At 21.1% G+C, this 18,515-nt stretch carries 21 protein-coding genes; 7 read left to right on the top strand and 14 right to left on the bottom strand.

Features of this window, described 5'->3' with window-relative positions; all coding sequences use genetic code 11:
- Window positions 1-272 precede the first annotated feature (272 nt).
- Window positions 273-860 carry a GTP cyclohydrolase II gene (ribA, locus tag AB4W60_RS01275; RefSeq protein WP_343188858.1) on the bottom strand — a complete coding sequence of 196 codons (588 nt, stop codon included), beginning with the start codon at window positions 858-860 and terminating at the stop codon, window positions 273-275.
- A 157-nt stretch (window positions 861-1,017) separates the two neighbouring features.
- Here ribA and AB4W60_RS01270 point away from each other — a divergent pair, with 157 nt between their 5' ends.
- Entirely contained in the window at window positions 1,018-1,230 is a 213-nt protein-coding gene (locus AB4W60_RS01270) for a LapA family protein (RefSeq protein ID WP_367676311.1), read from the top strand.
- A gap of 18 nt (window positions 1,231-1,248) precedes the next feature.
- Here the strand turns inward: AB4W60_RS01270 and pyrF are convergent, their stop codons facing one another.
- The 8 genes from pyrF to mnmA all read right to left on the bottom strand — a co-directional run bounded on the left by pyrF (window position 1,249) and on the right by mnmA (window position 10,027).
- Window positions 1,249-1,959 carry an orotidine-5'-phosphate decarboxylase gene (gene pyrF, locus AB4W60_RS01265; protein ID WP_367676310.1) on the bottom strand — a complete coding sequence of 237 codons (711 nt, stop codon included), beginning with the start codon at window positions 1,957-1,959 and terminating at the stop codon, window positions 1,249-1,251.
- Between the two features lie 64 nt (window positions 1,960-2,023).
- Window positions 2,024-2,956, bottom strand: coding sequence for a lipoyl synthase (gene lipA, locus AB4W60_RS01260; protein ID WP_343188856.1), 933 nt, complete (start codon window positions 2,954-2,956; stop codon window positions 2,024-2,026).
- 61 nt (window positions 2,957-3,017) lie between these two features.
- Window positions 3,018-3,668 carry a lipoyl(octanoyl) transferase LipB gene (lipB, locus tag AB4W60_RS01255; protein ID WP_367676309.1) on the bottom strand — a complete coding sequence of 217 codons (651 nt, stop codon included), beginning with the start codon at window positions 3,666-3,668 and terminating at the stop codon, window positions 3,018-3,020.
- 35 nt (window positions 3,669-3,703) lie between these two features.
- A complete protein-coding gene (locus AB4W60_RS01250; RefSeq protein WP_367676308.1) occupies window positions 3,704-4,327 on the bottom strand; it encodes a YchE family NAAT transporter in 624 nt (207 codons plus the stop codon).
- 164 nt (window positions 4,328-4,491) lie between these two features.
- Complete coding sequence (locus AB4W60_RS01245) at window positions 4,492-6,441, bottom strand: exoribonuclease II (protein ID WP_367676307.1); 1,950 nt, start codon at window positions 6,439-6,441, stop codon at window positions 4,492-4,494.
- Between the two features lie 87 nt (window positions 6,442-6,528).
- Window positions 6,529-7,293 (bottom strand): enoyl-ACP reductase, encoded by a 765-nt coding sequence (locus AB4W60_RS01240; protein WP_367676306.1) that lies wholly within the window; start codon window positions 7,291-7,293, stop codon window positions 6,529-6,531.
- Between the two features lie 131 nt (window positions 7,294-7,424).
- On the bottom strand, window positions 7,425-8,792 hold the full coding sequence (gene purB, locus AB4W60_RS01235; RefSeq protein ID WP_367676305.1) for an adenylosuccinate lyase: 1,368 nt from the start codon (window positions 8,790-8,792) through the stop codon (window positions 7,425-7,427).
- Window positions 8,793-8,887: 95 nt separating this feature from the next.
- Window positions 8,888-10,027 carry a tRNA 2-thiouridine(34) synthase MnmA gene (mnmA, locus tag AB4W60_RS01230; protein WP_343188850.1) on the bottom strand — a complete coding sequence of 380 codons (1,140 nt, stop codon included), beginning with the start codon at window positions 10,025-10,027 and terminating at the stop codon, window positions 8,888-8,890.
- A 150-nt stretch (window positions 10,028-10,177) separates the two neighbouring features.
- On the opposite strand from mnmA, the gene lepA reads away from it, so the two are divergent.
- The 6 genes from lepA (at window position 10,178) to acpS (ending at window position 15,620) form a co-directional block, all read left to right on the top strand.
- Window positions 10,178-11,968: a translation elongation factor 4 gene (gene lepA, locus AB4W60_RS01225; protein ID WP_367676304.1), complete on the top strand. Its 1,791-nt coding sequence runs from the start codon at window positions 10,178-10,180 to the stop codon at window positions 11,966-11,968.
- A gap of 130 nt (window positions 11,969-12,098) precedes the next feature.
- The gene (lepB, locus tag AB4W60_RS01220; RefSeq protein ID WP_367676322.1) at window positions 12,099-12,872 is read left to right on the top strand and encodes a signal peptidase I; all 774 of its coding nucleotides are present in this window, start codon (window positions 12,099-12,101) and stop codon (window positions 12,870-12,872) included.
- A gap of 66 nt (window positions 12,873-12,938) precedes the next feature.
- Window positions 12,939-13,619, top strand: a complete 681-nt coding sequence (gene rnc / locus AB4W60_RS01215; RefSeq protein WP_343183286.1) for a ribonuclease III — start codon at window positions 12,939-12,941, stop codon at window positions 13,617-13,619.
- Complete coding sequence (era, locus tag AB4W60_RS01210) at window positions 13,616-14,452, top strand: GTPase Era (protein WP_367676303.1); 837 nt, start codon at window positions 13,616-13,618, stop codon at window positions 14,450-14,452. Before rnc ends, era begins: the two co-directional genes overlap by 4 nt.
- Before the next feature lie 39 nt (window positions 14,453-14,491).
- Window positions 14,492-15,223 carry a pyridoxine 5'-phosphate synthase gene (locus tag AB4W60_RS01205; protein WP_367676302.1) on the top strand — a complete coding sequence of 244 codons (732 nt, stop codon included), beginning with the start codon at window positions 14,492-14,494 and terminating at the stop codon, window positions 15,221-15,223.
- Between the two features lie 16 nt (window positions 15,224-15,239).
- The gene (gene acpS / locus AB4W60_RS01200) at window positions 15,240-15,620 is read left to right on the top strand and encodes a holo-ACP synthase (RefSeq protein ID WP_343188846.1); all 381 of its coding nucleotides are present in this window, start codon (window positions 15,240-15,242) and stop codon (window positions 15,618-15,620) included.
- Here the strand turns inward: acpS and tadA are convergent.
- The 5 genes from tadA to lpcA all read right to left on the bottom strand — a co-directional run bounded on the left by tadA (window position 15,617) and on the right by lpcA (window position 18,451).
- Window positions 15,617-16,087, bottom strand: a complete 471-nt coding sequence (tadA, locus tag AB4W60_RS01195; protein ID WP_367676301.1) for a tRNA adenosine(34) deaminase TadA — start codon at window positions 16,085-16,087, stop codon at window positions 15,617-15,619. The genes acpS and tadA overlap by 4 nt on opposite strands.
- Before the next feature lie 31 nt (window positions 16,088-16,118).
- On the bottom strand, window positions 16,119-16,583 hold the full coding sequence (gene smpB, locus AB4W60_RS01190) for an SsrA-binding protein SmpB (RefSeq protein ID WP_367676300.1): 465 nt from the start codon (window positions 16,581-16,583) through the stop codon (window positions 16,119-16,121).
- A gap of 116 nt (window positions 16,584-16,699) precedes the next feature.
- Window positions 16,700-17,227, bottom strand: coding sequence for a nucleotide exchange factor GrpE (gene grpE / locus AB4W60_RS01185; RefSeq protein WP_367676299.1), 528 nt, complete (start codon window positions 17,225-17,227; stop codon window positions 16,700-16,702).
- Window positions 17,228-17,288: 61 nt separating this feature from the next.
- Window positions 17,289-17,756: a xanthine phosphoribosyltransferase gene (gpt, locus tag AB4W60_RS01180; RefSeq protein ID WP_343188842.1), complete on the bottom strand. Its 468-nt coding sequence runs from the start codon at window positions 17,754-17,756 to the stop codon at window positions 17,289-17,291.
- Window positions 17,757-17,869: 113 nt separating this feature from the next.
- Window positions 17,870-18,451, bottom strand: a complete 582-nt coding sequence (gene lpcA / locus AB4W60_RS01175) for a D-sedoheptulose 7-phosphate isomerase (RefSeq protein ID WP_367676298.1) — start codon at window positions 18,449-18,451, stop codon at window positions 17,870-17,872.
- Window positions 18,452-18,515: the final 64 nt, after the last annotated feature.

Genomic DNA, 18,515 nt, shown 5'->3' with positions numbered 1-18,515 from the left:
AAAAAAATATTATTAGTTATAAAAAAATTATTACTAAGTTTATTTTATACGTTTGTGTTTATTACTATAATATTTTTTATATTTTATAAATATAATACTAAATCATATAATAATCATAACTTAATAGAAAACAACTTTCAAAAAATAAGTTTTTAAGATTTTAAAAAATAAATAATAATTATTTTATAAAAGCAAAAACAAAATTACAAATAATTTCTATTAATATAAATATTAAAATTATAAATTAAATTTTAATATTTATAAATTATTTTCTATGATAATATATGACCCATTTTATTTTCTTTGGTATCTAAATACTTAGAGTTTTTATTATTTCTTCCTACTATCAAAGGAACTCTTTCTATTATATTTATTCCTGATTTTTTAAGCGAATTTAATTTTTTTGGATTATTAGTTAATAATCTAACTTTTTTCACATTTAATATTTCTAATATGTCAGAACAAATTGTAAAATCTCTCTCGTCTGTCTTAAATCCTAATTTATGATTTGCTTCAACAGTATCTAAACCTTTATCTTGTAAATTATAAGCTTTAATTTTATTAATTAAACCAATATTCCTGCCTTCCTGACGATGATAAATTAATATACCTGTACCTATACTAGATATCATTTCTAATGATGTTTTTAATTGAAATCCGCAGTCACATCTTAAACTAAATAATGCATCTCCTGTTAAACATTCTGAATGTATACGAGTTAATATAGATGTATTATTAATAAAATCACCATAGATAAGAGCAATATGATTTTTTCCATTTGATTTTTCCTCAAAACCAATCATGGTAAAATCACCCCAAATAGTAGGCAGTATTGCTTCTGATATTTTTTTGATTTGCATAAATTTTTTTGTAAAAATAAAATAATTTTTATTATAATATAATATTTTCAAAAAAATTAATTTTTAGTTGAATATTATTTCAATATTTGTTATTTAAGTAACAGTTTTAATATAAAGTAAATTGTTAGTTTAATAAACAGTTAAAAATAAGGATCTTATGAAAAATTTATTAGTAATTTTATTTATTTTATTTATTATTGTAATATGTAGTGTTATATTTGCATACAATAATCAGATTATTACTTTAAATTTAGTGTTTTATAAAATAAAATATAATTTATCTAAATTAATCATCTTAACATTTGTAATAGGATTTATAATAGGCTTTTTAATCACATATTTATTTGCTATTCTTAAAAAGATATTTTAAATATATACTGTTTTATTTTTATAATTTTTTTAAAATTTTTCTTAGTATTGTTAAGGGATTTGTAGATGCAGTAATTGGTCGACCAATAACTATGTAATTAATACCATATTCTTTTGCTTGTTTTAAAGTTATAGTTTGTTTTTGATCATCTTTTGTATAATTAGGTGTTCTAATACCAGGAGTAATTAATTTTAAATCTAATCCTACATTTTTTTTGATGTTTAAAACTTCTGTTCCAGGACATACAATTCCATCCATCCCACAATTTTTTGCAATTCTAGATAAATTTAGCACATAAGATCTGATTGAATTATTGAAATTTAAATTAGAAAGACTTTTATCATTAAAACTTGTTAAAATAGTAACAGCAATTAAAATAGGAGAATCTTTTTTGAAAATTTCTATTGCATTTTTTGCTGCTTGTAACATGATCTCTCCTCCTATAGCATGTAAACTAATCATCCATACTCCTAAATCAGCAGACGACTTAACCGCTTTTGCAACAGTATTTGGTATATCAAAAAATTTTAAATCCAAAAAAACATCAAATCCTAAATTTTGTACTTTTTGTACAAATTTAGGACCAAATCTTATAAACATTTCTAATCCTATTTTTATTTTACAATCTTGTGGATTTACATTATTCAAAATATATAATGCAGAACTAAGATTTTTATAATCTAAAGCAAGTATTAATTTAGTTCTATTTTTTTTCTTTGATTTTAACAATATAATAACCTCTTTATATTATGATATATAAATAAAATAGATATAGCATAAATAATTTATTTAATTAATTTTTATGTTGTAAATCTGCATTATATGAAGATCTAACAAAAGGACCACAAAAAGCATTAGTAAATCCGAGAGATTTAGCTTTATTATATAATAGATTAAATTCTTCAGGTAACAAATATCTGTATACAGGCAAATGAAATTTACTAGGTTGTAAATATTGACCTAGAGTAATCATAGAAACACCATGAGATCTTAAATCATACATCACATTAATAATTTCATCTAATGTTTCTCCTAGACCCAACATTAAACCAGATTTTGTAATGACATGTGGATTAAATTTTTTAAATTTTTTTAATAAATTTAGTGAATTTTTATAATTTGCATGTGGTCTTATTTGCTTATAAAGACGAGGTACATTTTCTAAATTATGATTAAAAACATCTGGCGGTTCTTGTCTAATGACTTCTATTGCATAATTTACACAACCATGAAAATCTGGAACTAAGATTTCTATTTTAATATTTTTTTTTAAATTTCTAATCTTTTTAATACATTTAGTAAACTGATTAACTCCTCTATCTTTAAGATCGTCTCTTGTCACAGAAGTAATAACAACATATTTTAAATTCATTAAATTAACTATATTAGCTATATTATCAGGTTCTTTATGATTAGGTAGTAATGGTTTTCCATGTTTTACAGCACAAAAAGTACAAATTCTAGTACACAATTTACCTAATATCATAAAAGTAGCAGTACCATTATTAAAACATTCTGTGATATTAGGACATAAAGCTTCTTTGCAAACAGAATTAATATTATATTCTTTCATATATTTTTCTATTTTATGCATTGTACTAAAATCTGATGGTAATTTTATTTTAATCCAACTAGGTTTACTTAATGATTTTTTATAAGAATAATTAATATTATTATTAGAAATAAGATTTTTTTTTATATATTTAAATTTTAAATTATGTTTCATATATTATTTTTGTTTTATTAAAATAAAAATTAATTAATAAATTTTTTAAAGTTGAGATATTTTAGTATAGATTAGGCGAACTAAATATAATTTTATTAAATAAAAATAGTTTACATATTTTACGTAATAAAATTTTTTTTATTAATAAATTATTTATTGGAGATATAAAATTAGTCATTTGAGTTACTCTGATGTTTTTATTTCCGCATGGAATTATATAGCTAAAAGGTTTTAAGTCCATATTTATATTTAATGATATACCATGTAACGAACAACCTTGTATAATTTTTAAACCTAAAAAACATATTTTATATTCATTTACAAAAACACCAGGATGATTATTTTTGATTTTTGATTTTATATTAAAATAGTCTAATGTTTTTATAATTGATAATTCAATTAAATAAACTAATTGCTTGATAGATATATTTAGACGTTTTAAATTAAATAAAAAATATACCAACAATTGACCTGGTCCATGATAAGTTACTTTACCTCCTCTATTACTATACATAATAGGAATTGAACTTTTATGAAAAATATCATTTTTATTTCCAGATTTTCCTATAGTAAAAACAGGATAATGTTCAGCTAACCATATTTCGTCAAAAGTTTTAGAATTTCTTTTTTTAGTGAAAATGTACATTGAATCAGAAAGTAAACTCCAATAACTTAATTTCCAATCTCTAACAATCACAATTTTATTTTTCAATAAAATATCCTATATAGATTTATAAAAGATTTATTTTATAATAAAGTAAAAGATGACTTAATTCCATTGATAATAAATTCAATACTTAAAGACATTAATAATAATCCCATAATTCTAGTTAAGATATTAATTCCAGTTTTACCTAAAATTTTTACTATACTAGGAGCCAGCAAAAAAAATAAAAAACATAAAACAGAAAATAATACTATTATAAAACTACTAAATAATAAACCCAATATGTTATAATGATGTGTACTAAAAATTATTATAGAACTAATTACTCCAGGACCTGAAATTAAAGGCATAGCTAGAGGTATTACAGAAATATCTTCTAAATTTTTAGTATTTTTATCTTTTTTATTAATTTTACCTGTAATCATTGACATAGCTACAATTGATACTAAAATACCTCCTGAAATACGAAAAGAATTAATAGAAATACCAAAAATATTTAATATGAAATTACCAAATAATAAAGATATAAACATAATAATAGCTGATGACAAATTTGCTATTAGATTAGTTTTATTTCTATCTTTAGATTTTTGTCGGCTAGTCATACTAATGAATATAGGCATAATACCTATAGGATTAACTAAAACGAATAATCCTATAAAGAATTTAAAATATTCAGAAAAATTAAAAGCTGATAGATCCATATTTAACTCCTATATTTATAAATATAGAATAAAATGTAAAATTTATTTTTACGAAAAGTAAAAAACCAAAAAAATAAAATAAAATGTTCTTATTAAAAATTTATTTTTTATAAATTATTTTTGTTTGATGACATAAAATTATAAATAGATTACCATAAAATTTATTATATAGGTTTAACTATAACACTACGAGTATTTGTTTTTATCTCTATTATTTTAACTTTTATCTCATCTCCTATACTATAAATCAAAATATTATTTATTTTAACAGTACCATCTTCTTTATTACAAATTAATTCATTTCTTATTTTATGAATAAAAGGTGCTGGTATAAAAGCATATGCACCAAATTTTAATAACCTAACTCTTACACCTCCTCTATATATATCAACAATTTCTGCAATAAAAATTTCTTTATCAAATCTTATTTTTTGAAGAAAAATTGTATATAACCAGTCTGTAACATCTCTTTCAGATAATCTATTTTTTCTTTTAGAATCAATTATTTTTAATAAAATATTTTTTTTTGGTTTATTAATTTTTTCTTTATTTATTATAGATTTTATTAATCTGTGATTTATTATATCTGTATATTTACGAATTGGAGATGTCCATGTTGCATAGGATTCTAATCCCAAAGCAAAATGAGGTTTGGGTGTTAAGCTTATTTCAACAAACGATTGTAATTTTTTGATTTTATTGTTTATATATTTATTAGATATTTTATCTAAAACATTTCTTAAAATCTTAAAACCTTTTAATGTAGTAATTAAAGATTTTGAAAAATCACCTTTTTCGTATTTAATAGAATATTTATCTAAAATTTTTATTACATTTTCAGCATTTAGTGAATCAAAACCAATATGAGTATTATATATTCCAAATTTTAATTTATTTGATAAAATATGTGCTGCACATATATTAGCGGCAATCATTGCTTCTTCAACTATTTGGTGAGCTATATTTCTATGTTCTATAATAATATTTTTAACTTCATATTTTTCTCCTATTTGAAAATAATATTCAGGATTATTTTGAAAAACTAAAGCATATTTTTTTCTCCATTTTAAACGTCTATTACAGACTATATTTAATAGTTCAATTTGATTTATAATATTACTATTTATGTAAGTATTAGATTTATTTGTTATATAATTTGCAACAATTTCATAAGACAATTTTAACTTAGATTTAATCCATGCTAAAAAAAATTTTGTTTTGTCTTTAATTATATTTCCATTTGATTGAATATAAATTTCGCAGGCAATAACTGGTCTACGTACCTTAGGTTTTAAAGAGCATAAATCTTCAGATAAATATCTGGGTAACATAGGAATATTAAAACCAGGTAAATAATTTGTAAAGCTTCGATCCATAGCAATTAAATCAATTTCACTACCAGAATTAAAATATGATGTAGGATCAGCTATAGCCACTGTTAAACAAATAATATCTTCAGAAACTTTTTTTGCAAATAGAGCATCATCTATATCTTGAGTATTAAAATTATCTATTGTAATAAAATCTAAACTAGTTAAATCTTTTCTATAGCAATTTTCATCTATTAAATTTTTTTTAATTTTTATCTTAGGTTCATACTTTTGAAGATTATATTTAGATAAAGTAACAAACCAAGGGACTAAATAGTCATTGTTACTAATAATAAACTCAGTTATTTTAGCATAAAAATCACAATAATTATTTAATTTATGGTGAATTAAGTGTGCAACTACCCAATCATAGTCTTTTAACTTATGATTTATCCCGTCTTCTATTGAGCAAGGTATAAATTTTTTAAAAAATGGATAATCAGGAATGATAAATATTTTTTTTTCTTTTTTCTTAACTTGACCTATAAAACGAGTTAAAATAGGTTCAATTAATTTTTCAGGTATTGCTACTTCTCTGTTATTAACATAATCTAATTTAGCAATAATTTTATCTCCATGCATAATTTTATTCATTTTTCCGGGAGGAATAAAATAACTCTTTTTATGATCTATTTCTAGAAAACCAAAACCTTTTTCATTGCTCTTAACAATACCTTCTACACGAGGTAGCCTAGAATTTAATTTTTTTTTTAATTCTATAAGTACATCATTATTTTGAAACATTTATTATTTCCTGAATTTAGTTTAAATAAAATACAGATAATTATTTTTAATGTTAATTTATTAAATTATTAATATTAAAAATAATATCTATATTATGCTAAATCCTCCATCTACATAAATTATTTGTCCTGTAATAGAGCTGGATAAATTAGAAGATAAAAAAACAGCAACATTACCTATATCTTTTATAGTAACGTTCTTACGGAGAGGAGAATTAGAAGCATTATCTGAAAATACTCTACGAAAATTTTTGATACATGAAGATGAAATTGTTTTAATAGGACCAGAAGATATAGCATTAACTCTTATATTCATTGGACCTAAATCTTTAGACATATACCTAACATTAGATTCTAACGAAGCTTTTGCAACTCCCATTATATTATAATTTTGAATAGCTCGTTGTGAGCCTAAATAAGAAATAGTTATTAATGATGACCCGGAATTTAAATAATTTATTCCATATTTTGCTAGAGCTACAAAACTATATGAAGTTATATCATGAACAGTTTGAAAATCATTTCTATTTATAGAATCAATATAACTACCGTATAACTGATAATTAGGAGAATAAGCTATAGAGTGTACAATACAGTCAAATGTATTCCATTTTTTACTAAGAGTTAAGAATAATTTTTTTATACTAGTATCACTAGTAACATCACAATTAATTAACAAAGTTGATTTAAATTCTTTTGTAAGTTTTTTTATTTTATTTTTTATTTTAATATTTTGATAAGTAAATGACAAAATAGCATCATGTTCATGCATAGTTTTAGCTATACCATATGCTATAGACATCTTATTAGTTATACCTGTAATTAAAATTTTTTTACCTGATAACAATTTCATAAATTTCCCAAAAAAATAATTTATAATACTTTTTTCATATATAACTATAATTTATTTTAAAAAATAAAATATATTATCTTTGCAATAATTTTATATTTTTAAAATAAAAATATAAAAACTACATTTAATAACTATAAAAATTTATTTACAATTTCTTTAGACTTTCCTATATATTTAGAAGGAGATAATAATCTTAATATTTTCTTTTCTTTTTCAGGTATAGATAAAGAATCAATAAATTTTATTATATTTTCCTGTGTAATCTCTTTGCCTCTAGTTAATTTTTTTAATTTTTCATATGAATTTAAAATATTATATTTACGCATAATAGTTTGAATAGGTTCTGCTAATAAAATCCATTGACTATCTAAATCACTTTTTATTTTTTCTATATTTATATCTATTTTATTTATACCATTTATAAATGAATCATAAGCTATAACAGAGTAACTAAATGCAACTCCAATATTTCTCATGACAGTAGAATCGCTCAAATCTCTTTGCCATCTTGAAATTGGTAATTTTTCTGTCATATGTTTCATTAAAGCATTAGATAAACCCAAATTTCCTTCAGAATTTTCAAAATTAATAGGATTAACTTTATGAGGCATGACAGATGATCCTATCTCAAGAGAATTTAAAATTTTTTGTTTAAAATAATTTAAAGAAATATAACCCCATATATCTCTATTTATATTAATAAGAACTGTATTAAATCTAGATATACAATCAAATAATTCAGCTATATAATCATGAGGTTCTATTTGAGTTGTACAAAAGTTATTATAAATTCCTAGAGATTTAATAAACTCTTCACTAATTTTAATCCAATTTATTTTAGGATAAGCAATATAATGAGCATTATAATTACCTACTGATCCATTTATTTTACCTAAGATCTTAATTTTACTTAAAATATTTAATTGATGGTTCATTCTATAAATAAAATTTATAAATTCTTTACCTATAGTAGAAGGGGTAGCTGGCTGACCATGAGTTCTAGATAACATAGATATATTAGAATATTTTAAAGCAATTGATTTAAGATGTTTTATTATTTCTTTCCAAAAAGGTATTATTATAGTTTCCTTAGTTTTTTTTATCATTAATGCATAAGCAATATTATTAATATCTTCTGAAGTGCAAGCAAAATGAATGAATTCTTTAATTTTATTTAACTTAACATGATTAGAAAATTTCTCTTTCAAAAAATATTCTATTGATTTTACATCATGTCTAGTAATTTTTTCTATTTCTTTTATTCTTTTTGCATCATTTAAATTAAAATTTTTATATATACGATTTAATATTTTTATAGTTTTTGAGTCAAAATGATCAATTTCTTTTATCAATTTATTTTCAGATAGTTTAATAATCCAATATAATTCTATTTTAACTCTAATTTTAATAAATTCATATTCACTAAAAATTTTTCTTAATCTAATTGTAGTACTATTATATCTTCCATCTATAGGAGAAATAACATTTAAATATGACATAATTTTAATTAATTACCTTTTATTAAGTTTTAAAAATATAAATTTTATAAATTGTTTAAACAAAAATTCAATTAATCATTATTTCTATAAAAATATTAGTCAATTAAATTACTTGTATCATCTTTTATGACAGGTATGTTTTTATCTATAACCCCTCCTCCCAAACAAATATTTTTAATATAAAAGACTACATATTGTCCTGGAGTTACTGCACAAACAGGTTTGTTAAAAATTACTTTTATATAAAATCTTGAAATTTTATGAACTTTACAAAAAACATCATACTGTCTATATCTAGTTTTTGCGTTACAATGAATCGGAAATGTTAAAGTATCTTTATTAATCCAATTTAATTGATTGGCAATTAATCCAATAGACATCAAATTTTTACTATAATTTCCTTGATCAACTACTAAAATATTTTTTAAAATATCTTTTTTTATTACATACCATGGTTTATTAATTAAATTATTTTTTATACCTCCTATTTTTAAACCTTTCCTTTGACCTATAGTATAATGTATTAAACCAGAATGCTTTCCTATAATTTTATTATTTGTATTAACTATATTACCAGATTCAGAACTAATGTATTTTTTTAAAAATATATTTATATTTTTAGGTCCTATAAAACATATTCCTGTTGAATCTTTTTTGTTAGCTACTGATAATCCTATATTTTTAGCTATTTCTCTTACATATTTTTTTTTAAATCTACCTAAAGGAAACAAACTTTTACTTAATTGATTTTGATTCAAACAATGTAAAAAATAACTTTGATCTTTTGTATAATCAAAACCTTTACATAAAAATGTTTCTTTATTAATTTTTTTTTTAATTACGTAATGTCCTGTTGCTATATAATCAGCTTTAAGTTCTTTAATCGCAAAATCTAAAAAAAACTTAAATTTAATCTTTTTATTACATAAAATATCAGGATTAGGGGTTCTTCCTTTTTTGTATTCATAAATAAAATTTTTAAAAACATAATCCCAATATTCTGAAGAAAAATTTATTTTATGTAACTTTATTCCTATACTTTTACAAATAGATTTTGCATCATTTAAATCCTGATATGAATTACATTGTTTATTTTCATCATCTTCTTCCCAGTTTTTCATAAATAATCCTTCTACTTGATAATTTTGCTTTTTTAATAACCAAGCAGAAACAGCAGAATCTACACCTCCAGAGATTCCTACTATAACTTTATTTATATATTTTTTATTATTCATTATTATATTATCATTTTAATAGTTTTAATTTGAAAAGAAAATTATATTTTTATATAAACAATTATATTATAAAATATATAAATTAAAAATATTTTTTATATATTAAATATAATTTATAATAAAGATATTAAATATATAAAAGAAAATCACATGAAAAACATAAGAAACTTTTCAATAATAGCTCATATAGACCACGGAAAATCTACTATAGCTGATCGTTTTATACAATTTTGCAAAGGATTAACAAAAAGAGAAATGTCAGATCAAATATTAGATTCTATGGATATAGAAAAAGAAAGAGGAATTACGATTAAAGCACAAAGCGTAAGTTTAAAATATAAAAGTAAAAAAAGTAAAATATTTAAGTTAAATTTAATAGATACTCCAGGGCATGTTGATTTTTCATATGAAGTATCACGTTCTCTATCAGCATGCGAAGGAGCTATTTTAATAATCGATTCAACACAAGGAGTAGAAGCTCAAACATTAGCTAATTGTAATATTGCTCTTGAAATGAACTTAAAAGTTATTCCTGTTTTAAATAAAATTGATTTACCTACATCAAACCCAAAAAAAGTATTAAAAGAAATTGAGCAGATTATAGGAATAAAAACATTAAATGTTACTAGATGTTCTGCAAAAACAGGTTATGGTATTACAGATTTATTAGAAAAAATAATAGAAGAAATACCTTATCCTAAAGGAAGTTCTTTAAATAGATTACAAGCTTTAATTTTAGATTCTTGGTTTGATAAATACTTAGGAGTGATATCATTAATAAGAATAAAAGAAGGAAAAATTAAATTAGGAGATAAAATTAAAATTATGAGCACAAACCAAAGCTTTACTGTAGAAAAGTTAGGAACTTTTACACCTAAAAAACAAGAAAAAAGCAAATTAAGTTGTGGTTCTGTAGGGTGGATTGTTTGTGGAATTAAAAATATTTTAGGAGCTCCTATAGGAGATACAATAACTACAAAAAAAAATTCAGCTGAATTACCATTGCCAGGATTTAAAGTTATAAAACCACAAATATATGCAGGATTATTTCCGAATGATTCAAATTATTATGAACATTTTAGAAATTCTCTAAATAAACTAAGTTTAAATGATTCTTCTTTATTATATGAACCAGAAAATTCTATTGCTTTAGGTTTTGGTTTTAGATGTGGTTTTTTAGGTTTATTACATATGGAAATTGTTAAAGAAAGATTAGAAAGAGAATACAACCTAGATTTAATTTCTACAACACCTACAGTAAATTATGAAATTGAATTAAATGATAATAATTCAATTATTATTGATAATCCAATTAAATTACCAAAAAAAAATTTAATTAAAGCTATTAAAGAACCTATAGCTAAATGCAATATTTTATCTCCAATAAAATATGTGGGAAATATTATATCTTTATGTGTAGATAGAAGAGGGATACAAAAAAATATGATATATCATAACGATCAAGTAGAATTAATTTATGAAATTCCTATGTCAGAAGTTATATTAAATTTTTTTGACTCTCTAAAATCAATTTCTAGCGGATACGCTTCATTAAAATATAATTTCTTAAAATTTAAAAAATCTAATGTAGTTCGTTTAGACATTTTAATTAATTCTGATAGAATAGATGCTTTATCTATAATAATTCATAAAAGTAATGCAATTAAAAAAGCTAAAAAAATAGTAGAAAATATAAAAAATATAATTCCTAGGCATCAATTTAATATCATTATTCAAGCTTCTATAGAAAATAATATAATAGCAAGAGAAACTATAAAACAATTACGTAAAAATGTAATAGCAAAATGTTATGGAGGAGATATAAGTAGAAAGAAAAAACTAATACAAAAACAAAAATATGGTAAAAAGAAAATGAAAAAAATAGGAAATATTCAAATTCCACAAGAAGTATTTTTAACAATTTTAGGTAAATATAAATAAAATTAAATATGAACATCACAGAAAAAAAAATTAACTATATATTATTAATAATTTTAATTATAACAGGGTTATGTTTTTTTATAAAAAAAAACATAACTAATAAAAAAAAAATAAAAAAAAACATTTAAAAATCATTAATTATATATCATCTTTGTTTGTACCTTTTATATTATTTTTTATAATTAGATATTTTTTTATTGAATCATTTTATATTTCTTCAAATTCTATGATGCCAAATCTAATTACTGGAGATTTTATACTTGTTAATAAATTAAATTATTTTATTCAAAATCATATAAACAGTAATAAAACAAATTACAAAGAAAATCTAAAAAGAGGAGATATTGTTGTATTTAAATATCCAAAAAATCAAAATTTATATTTTATTAAAAGAATAATAGGAGTTCCTGGAGATATAATTGAATATAGTGAAATAAATAAAACAATCAATATATACTCAAATAAAATTAATAATGAAACATTTGTTAAATATTCTAAAAAAAAATACAGTAAATATATTAAAGATAATAATTTTTGTAGTAAAATTAAAGAAAATTTTACAAATAAAGATAAATTATATAATTCATGTGTTTTATATACTAAAAAGGAAAATATAAATAATAAATCATATGATATTTTATTAAATAAAAAAATAAATGATTTTAATTACAAAAACAATTTAAATAAAAATATAAAATCAAATAATATATGGGTAGTACCTAAAAATAAATACTTTGTATTAGGTGATAATCGTGATAACAGTTATGATAGTAGATATTGGGGTTTTATTCCGGAAAAAAATTTAGTAGGAAAAGCATTTTTAATATGGATTAATATAACTAAGCAAGAAAAAAAATTATTTTTTTATAATATAAATTTAAGTAGAATAAAAATATTAAAATAATTTTTATATTCCATTGTTTACATTTATAAAATGTAATTTATTTTTTTATTTTAAAATTGGTATTTTATGAAATTAATCTTAACTAACAGATTACAAAAAATACTAGGATATGATTTTCATCATGAAGAATTATTACATAGAGCATTAACTCACAGAAGTGCTAGTAATAATCATAATGAAAGGTTAGAATTCTTAGGAGATTCTATTTTAAGTTTTGTTATTGCTGCAGCTTTGTATCATCGTTTCCCTTATATCAATGAAGGAGATATGAGTAGAATGAGAGCTACATTAGTCAGAGGTAATACTCTCTCAGAAATAGCAGGTGAGTTTACTTTGGGAAAATATTTAAGATTAGGTCCTGGAGAATTAAAAAGCGGAGGATATAGAAGAGAATCTATACTAGCAAATGCAGTGGAAGCATTAATAGGTGGAATATTTTTAGACAGTAACATAAAAAAAGTAGAAAAATTAATATTAAAATGGTATGAATCTAGACTAAATAATATAAGCCCAGGTGATAAACAAAAAGATCCAAAAACTAGATTACAAGAATTTTTACAATCAAAACATTTACCATTACCTTCTTATATAATTATAGAAATATGCGGTGAAGCTCATGAACAAAAATTTACAATAAATTGTGAAATAAGCAATTTTTCAGAAGATTTAATAGGAATAGGTTCTAGTAGAAGAAAAGCAGAGCAAAAAGCTGCTCAAAATGCACTTATCAAATTAGGAATAGAATGAATTTAAAAAAAAATTATTGTGGTTGTGTTACAATATTAGGTGCTACTAATGTAGGTAAATCAACTATTTTTAATAAATTAATAGAAAAAAAAATATCTATTACATCAAAAAAAAAGCACACAACAGAAAAAAAAATAATAGGAGTAAAAACAGATAAGAATTACCAAATAATATACATAGATAATCCTGGAATAAAAAATTCGCTAAATAATTCAACAAACAAAATTAAATTTACTTTTAATTTAATTTTGTTTGTTGTAGACAATTTGTTTTGGAACAAAGAAAATGATTTTTTTTTAAAATTAATTTTAAAAAAATATAAAAATGTACCTATAATATTAATTATTAATAAAATTGATAAATTACCTAATAAAAATATTTTATTAAAAAAAATTTTTATTATTAAAAATAAAACTAATTTTAAAGAAATTATACCAATATCAGCAAAAAAAGAAAATAATATTTTAGTTTTAAAAAAAATAATAAAAAATTTAATTCCTCAATCTGAACATATATTTAACAAAAAATATATAACTAATAATAATAAAATTTTTATTTGTACTGAAATTATAAGAGAAAAATTATTTAGAAACTTAGGGGAAGAAATACCTTATTTTATTAAGGTAATAATAGATAGTTTTAAAAAAAATAAAAATAATATTTATGAAATTCAAGCAATAATACTAATTAAAAAATATAGACATAAAAAAATTATTTTAGGTCATAAGGGAAATAAAATTAAAATATGTAGTATTAGTTCTAGAATTAGTATAGAAAAAATTTTAAAAAATAAAGTAAATTTGAAGTTATGGGTAAAAAATGATCCACAATAATATAATTTTTAAAATAGATAAAAAAATGGAGTTAATTTTATGAAAAATAAAAAAAAACTAGGTGTAAATATTGATCATATAGCAACTATTAGAAATGCTAGACACACATTATATCCAGATCCAGTACACGCCGCTTATATTGCAGAACAATCAGGAGCAGATTTAATAACTGTGCATTTACGTGAGGATAGAAGACATATTAAAGAAAGAGATATTAAAATATTAAAACAAACAATTCAAACATCTATGAATTTAGAAATATCTACATCTAAATCTATGATAGATATTGCTTACTATATTCAACCTGAATTTTGCTGTTTAGTTCCAGAGAAAAGACAAGAATTAACAACAGAAAAAGGAGTTAACTTAATAAAAGAAAGTAAAAAAATTAAAGAACATATTATCAAATTAGAATCTAATGGAATACAAACATCAGTTTTTATTGATCCATGTATGGATCAAATAAAACAAGCTATATCGATTGGATGTTCTAATATTGAAATTAATACAGGTAAATATTCTAATTGTAAAACAAGTAAAACAAAATCAAAAGAAATAAACAAAATTATAGATGTATCTAGTTTTGCTAATGCTAATAAAGTAAATGTTCATGCAGGACATGGATTAGATTATTTTAATATATCTAAAATAATTGAAATACCTTATATATCAGTTATTAATATTGGTCATTCGATAATTAGCAGAGCTTTAATAGTCGGTTTAGAAAAAGCTATTAAACAAATAAAATATTTAATAGAAAAAATTAAATAAGAGAAAATATTATAATATGAGCATAGTAGGTATAGGAACAGATATTATTGAAATAAAAAGAATAAAAAATTCTATTTCAAAATTAAAAGATAAATTAGCAAAAAAAATACTATCTAAATATGAATTAAAAAAATATTTAATTAGTAAAGATTATATTAAATTTTTGGCAAAAAGATTCGTAGCAAAAGAAGCTTTAGTAAAAGCACTTGGTACTGGATTTAGAAATGGATTATATTTTAATAATTTAGAAATATATAATGATTATTTAGGTAAACCTAATATACGCTTTATAAATAAAGGAGTATTTTTTACAAAAAATATAGGAATAAAAAAAATACATTTAAGTATATCTGATGAAGTAAAATATGCGCATGCAATAGTTATAATAGAGAATTAATTTTTTCTCTTTGTTTTAAAAAAACTACTTAACAAATATAAAGAATCTTTTTTTAGGATTCCTGTTTCTACTAAAATATTATTTTTATTTATTAATCTATGTAAATTTGTAGAAACATTATTAGAAAATTTATTATTTTTAAAATGTTTAAGGCTAAAAACTAATCTTTTTATTCTACTATTTATAATTGCACCTATGCACATTATGCATGGTTCTAATGTAACATATAATGTAGTGTTTAATAACCTATAATTTTGCAAGTTGAAAGAACCATCACGAATTGCTAATATTTCAGCATGAGCTGTAGGATCATTTTTATTTATAGAAGTGTTATATCCTTGACCTATCATAATATTATTTGAATTAACTAATACAGATCCTACTGGAACTTCATTGCTTAAATAAGCTATTTTAGCTAATTTTAAAGCTTCTTTCATCCAAAACTTATCTATAACTTTATTATCCAAATTTAAATTTTTCCTATATTTTTGAATACAATCAATAAATTTTATTTTTCATTAATCTTCTTTTATTTAAATCCCATTCATGTTTTTTCTCTTGTTCTCTTTTATCTTTTTTTTGTTTACTTTTAGCTAATCCAATTTGAAGTTTATAAAAAGACTTTTTCCAGTAACATGAAGTTGAGATTAATGTATATCCTGATCTATTAGTATATCCGCGTAAAAAATTTATCTCTTTTTTATTCAAAAGCAATTTTCTATTTCTTTTAGTATTACATGATTTATAATCATTTATATATGATAAAGGATCTATAACTGATCCTATCAAAAAAACTTCATTTTTATTAATAAAAATATAACTATTATTAATGTTTATTTTTCCTGATCTTATAGATTTAATTTCCCATCCATGTAATACCATACCCGATTCAATTTTTTTTTCTATAAAATAGTCATATACAGCGCGCTTATTAAAAACTTTTTTTGTTTTATGATTTTTCATATTTTATATATAAAATATTTTTATTAAAAAACTTAAATTAAATCATTATTTAAATTAATGATTTTTTTAAGATATATATTTTTTAATTGACTTTTTATTAATTTAAATATTTTCTATTAATGATTTTTTTTAGATACAATTACCATTGCAGGACGTAACAACCTATCATTCAACTTATAACCATTTTGCATAATCATAATAATAGAATTATTTTTTAGATCTTTATTATATTGAACAGAAACAGCTTGATGTATTTCTGGATTGAAAAGTATGTTATTATCTGAGATTACTGTAACATTAAATTCATTTAATATATTAATCAAATAATTTAATATATTTTTAATTTTTAAAATTAATTTATTTGACTTATCTTTTGATTTTTTTTCTATTTCTAAAGCGCTTTCTAAACTATCAATTATAGGCAATAAACATTTTACTTCTTTTTCTATAGAAAATTTATAAACTTTTTCTACATCCTTTTGTAATCTATTTTTTATATTAAAAATATTTTTTTCTGCATCTACAACTATTTTATTAAATTTATTTTCTATAACAAATAATTGTTGTTTTAAATTAGACAAATATATTTTTTTTTTGTTTAATTCTTGTATTTTATTATATGTTTTATGATTTTTATTTTGCATGTAAAATTAACCTCTAGCTATTTACCAATTAAAAATTTTATACAAATAAATTAAAAAATTACTATTTATATTTTTCATGTACAATAGGAGGAAAATAAGAAAAACCCATATCCCAAGGTTGTTCTATCCATGTTTTTTGAGGTACGTCAATAATATAATCATCAACTAATGAACGACTAATAGGTTTAGCAAATATTGTTACAAAATATGCTTTAGGATATAATTTTCTTATAATTTGAGCAGTACCTCCTGTATCTACTAGATCATCTACAATAATAATATTATTACCATCTTTTTCTGCTTTTTTTATAATTTTGAGATTTTTTAGTGTGTTATACTCGTAACTTGATATACATAAAGTATCTATACATCTAATACTTAATTCTCTTGCAAGAAGGGCTGAAGGTACTAAACCACCTCTACTTACAGCAATTATTCCTTTCCATTTTTTGACTGATAGTAATTTATTTGCAAGTTGTCTTGAATATATTTGAATCATATCCCAAGTTACAACATATTTGTTACTCATAATAAAACCTATACTTTTTTAAAGATGACTAAACAAAAAATATGTTATTATTTTTTATAATAAAAATATAATTATTTATTTTTTATTAAAAAATTAATTTAAGAAATAATATTTTATTTTTTCATTTCTTTTTCTATAATAAATATTATTATATGAATAATTTTAATATGCATTTCTTGAATTCTATCAGCATAACCAAAATAAGGAACACAAATCTCAATATCTGATTTTCCTTTAATTTTACCTCCATCGTTACCAATTAGAGATATAACTTTTATTTGATTTTTCTTAGCAGTATTTATAGCATTAATAATATTATTAGAGTTTCCTGATGTTGAAAGACATAATAAAACATCTTTAGCATAACCTAAGGATTCTATATAACGAGAAAATATATACTCATATCCAAAATCATTTCCTATACAACATATATAACCTGAATCTGAAATAGATATAGCAGGATATCCTTTTCTATATTTTCTATATTTTCCAGTTAGTTCTTCGGCAAAATGCATAGCATCACAATGAGAACCTCCATTACCACAAGATATTACTTTACCGCCTTTTTTAAAAGTATTAGCTATTAAAATTGCAGCTTTTTCTATATTTTCAATTTGCTTCTTATTTTTTAAAAAATCACTTAAAATATTTAAGGAATTATTTAGTTCATAAGTAATGATTTTATCATAATACATACTAGATGTTTATCCTTTGTATCAAAGATATTTGAAATATAAAAAGTTAAAAAATTTAATTAAA

The organism is Buchnera aphidicola (Neophyllaphis podocarpi), from assembly GCF_964059055.1.
GTDB lineage: Bacteria > Pseudomonadota > Gammaproteobacteria > Enterobacterales > Enterobacteriaceae > Buchnera_M > Buchnera_M aphidicola_A.
Note: the sequence above shows the minus strand (reverse complement) of the source record. Positions and strands in the feature narration are given on the sequence as shown.

Coding starts and splice junctions, on each gene's coding strand:
- AB4W60_RS01245 (WP_367676307.1), bottom strand. CDS start 6,441: ATGTTTCAAAATAATGATGTACTTATAGAATTAAAAAAAAAATTAAAT.
- AB4W60_RS01205 (WP_367676302.1), top strand. CDS start 14,492: ATGAAAAATAAAAAAAAACTAGGTGTAAATATTGATCATATAGCAACT.
- gpt (WP_343188842.1), bottom strand. CDS start 17,756: ATGAGTAACAAATATGTTGTAACTTGGGATATGATTCAAATATATTCA.
- AB4W60_RS01240 (WP_367676306.1), bottom strand. CDS start 7,293: ATGAAATTGTTATCAGGTAAAAAAATTTTAATTACAGGTATAACTAAT.
- lipA (WP_343188856.1), bottom strand. CDS start 2,956: ATGAAACATAATTTAAAATTTAAATATATAAAAAAAAATCTTATTTCT.
- mnmA (WP_343188850.1), bottom strand. CDS start 10,027: ATGAATAATAAAAAATATATAAATAAAGTTATAGTAGGAATCTCTGGA.
- AB4W60_RS01250 (WP_367676308.1), bottom strand. CDS start 4,327: ATGGATCTATCAGCTTTTAATTTTTCTGAATATTTTAAATTCTTTATA.
- rnc (WP_343183286.1), top strand. CDS start 12,939: ATGAAATTAATCTTAACTAACAGATTACAAAAAATACTAGGATATGAT.
- lepA (WP_367676304.1), top strand. CDS start 10,178: ATGAAAAACATAAGAAACTTTTCAATAATAGCTCATATAGACCACGGA.
- acpS (WP_343188846.1), top strand. CDS start 15,240: ATGAGCATAGTAGGTATAGGAACAGATATTATTGAAATAAAAAGAATA.
- smpB (WP_367676300.1), bottom strand. CDS start 16,583: ATGAAAAATCATAAAACAAAAAAAGTTTTTAATAAGCGCGCTGTATAT.
- lpcA (WP_367676298.1), bottom strand. CDS start 18,451: ATGTATTATGATAAAATCATTACTTATGAACTAAATAATTCCTTAAAT.
- grpE (WP_367676299.1), bottom strand. CDS start 17,227: ATGCAAAATAAAAATCATAAAACATATAATAAAATACAAGAATTAAAC.
- purB (WP_367676305.1), bottom strand. CDS start 8,792: ATGTCATATTTAAATGTTATTTCTCCTATAGATGGAAGATATAATAGT.
- AB4W60_RS01270 (WP_367676311.1), top strand. CDS start 1,018: ATGAAAAATTTATTAGTAATTTTATTTATTTTATTTATTATTGTAATA.
- ribA (WP_343188858.1), bottom strand. CDS start 860: ATGCAAATCAAAAAAATATCAGAAGCAATACTGCCTACTATTTGGGGT.
- era (WP_367676303.1), top strand. CDS start 13,616: ATGAATTTAAAAAAAAATTATTGTGGTTGTGTTACAATATTAGGTGCT.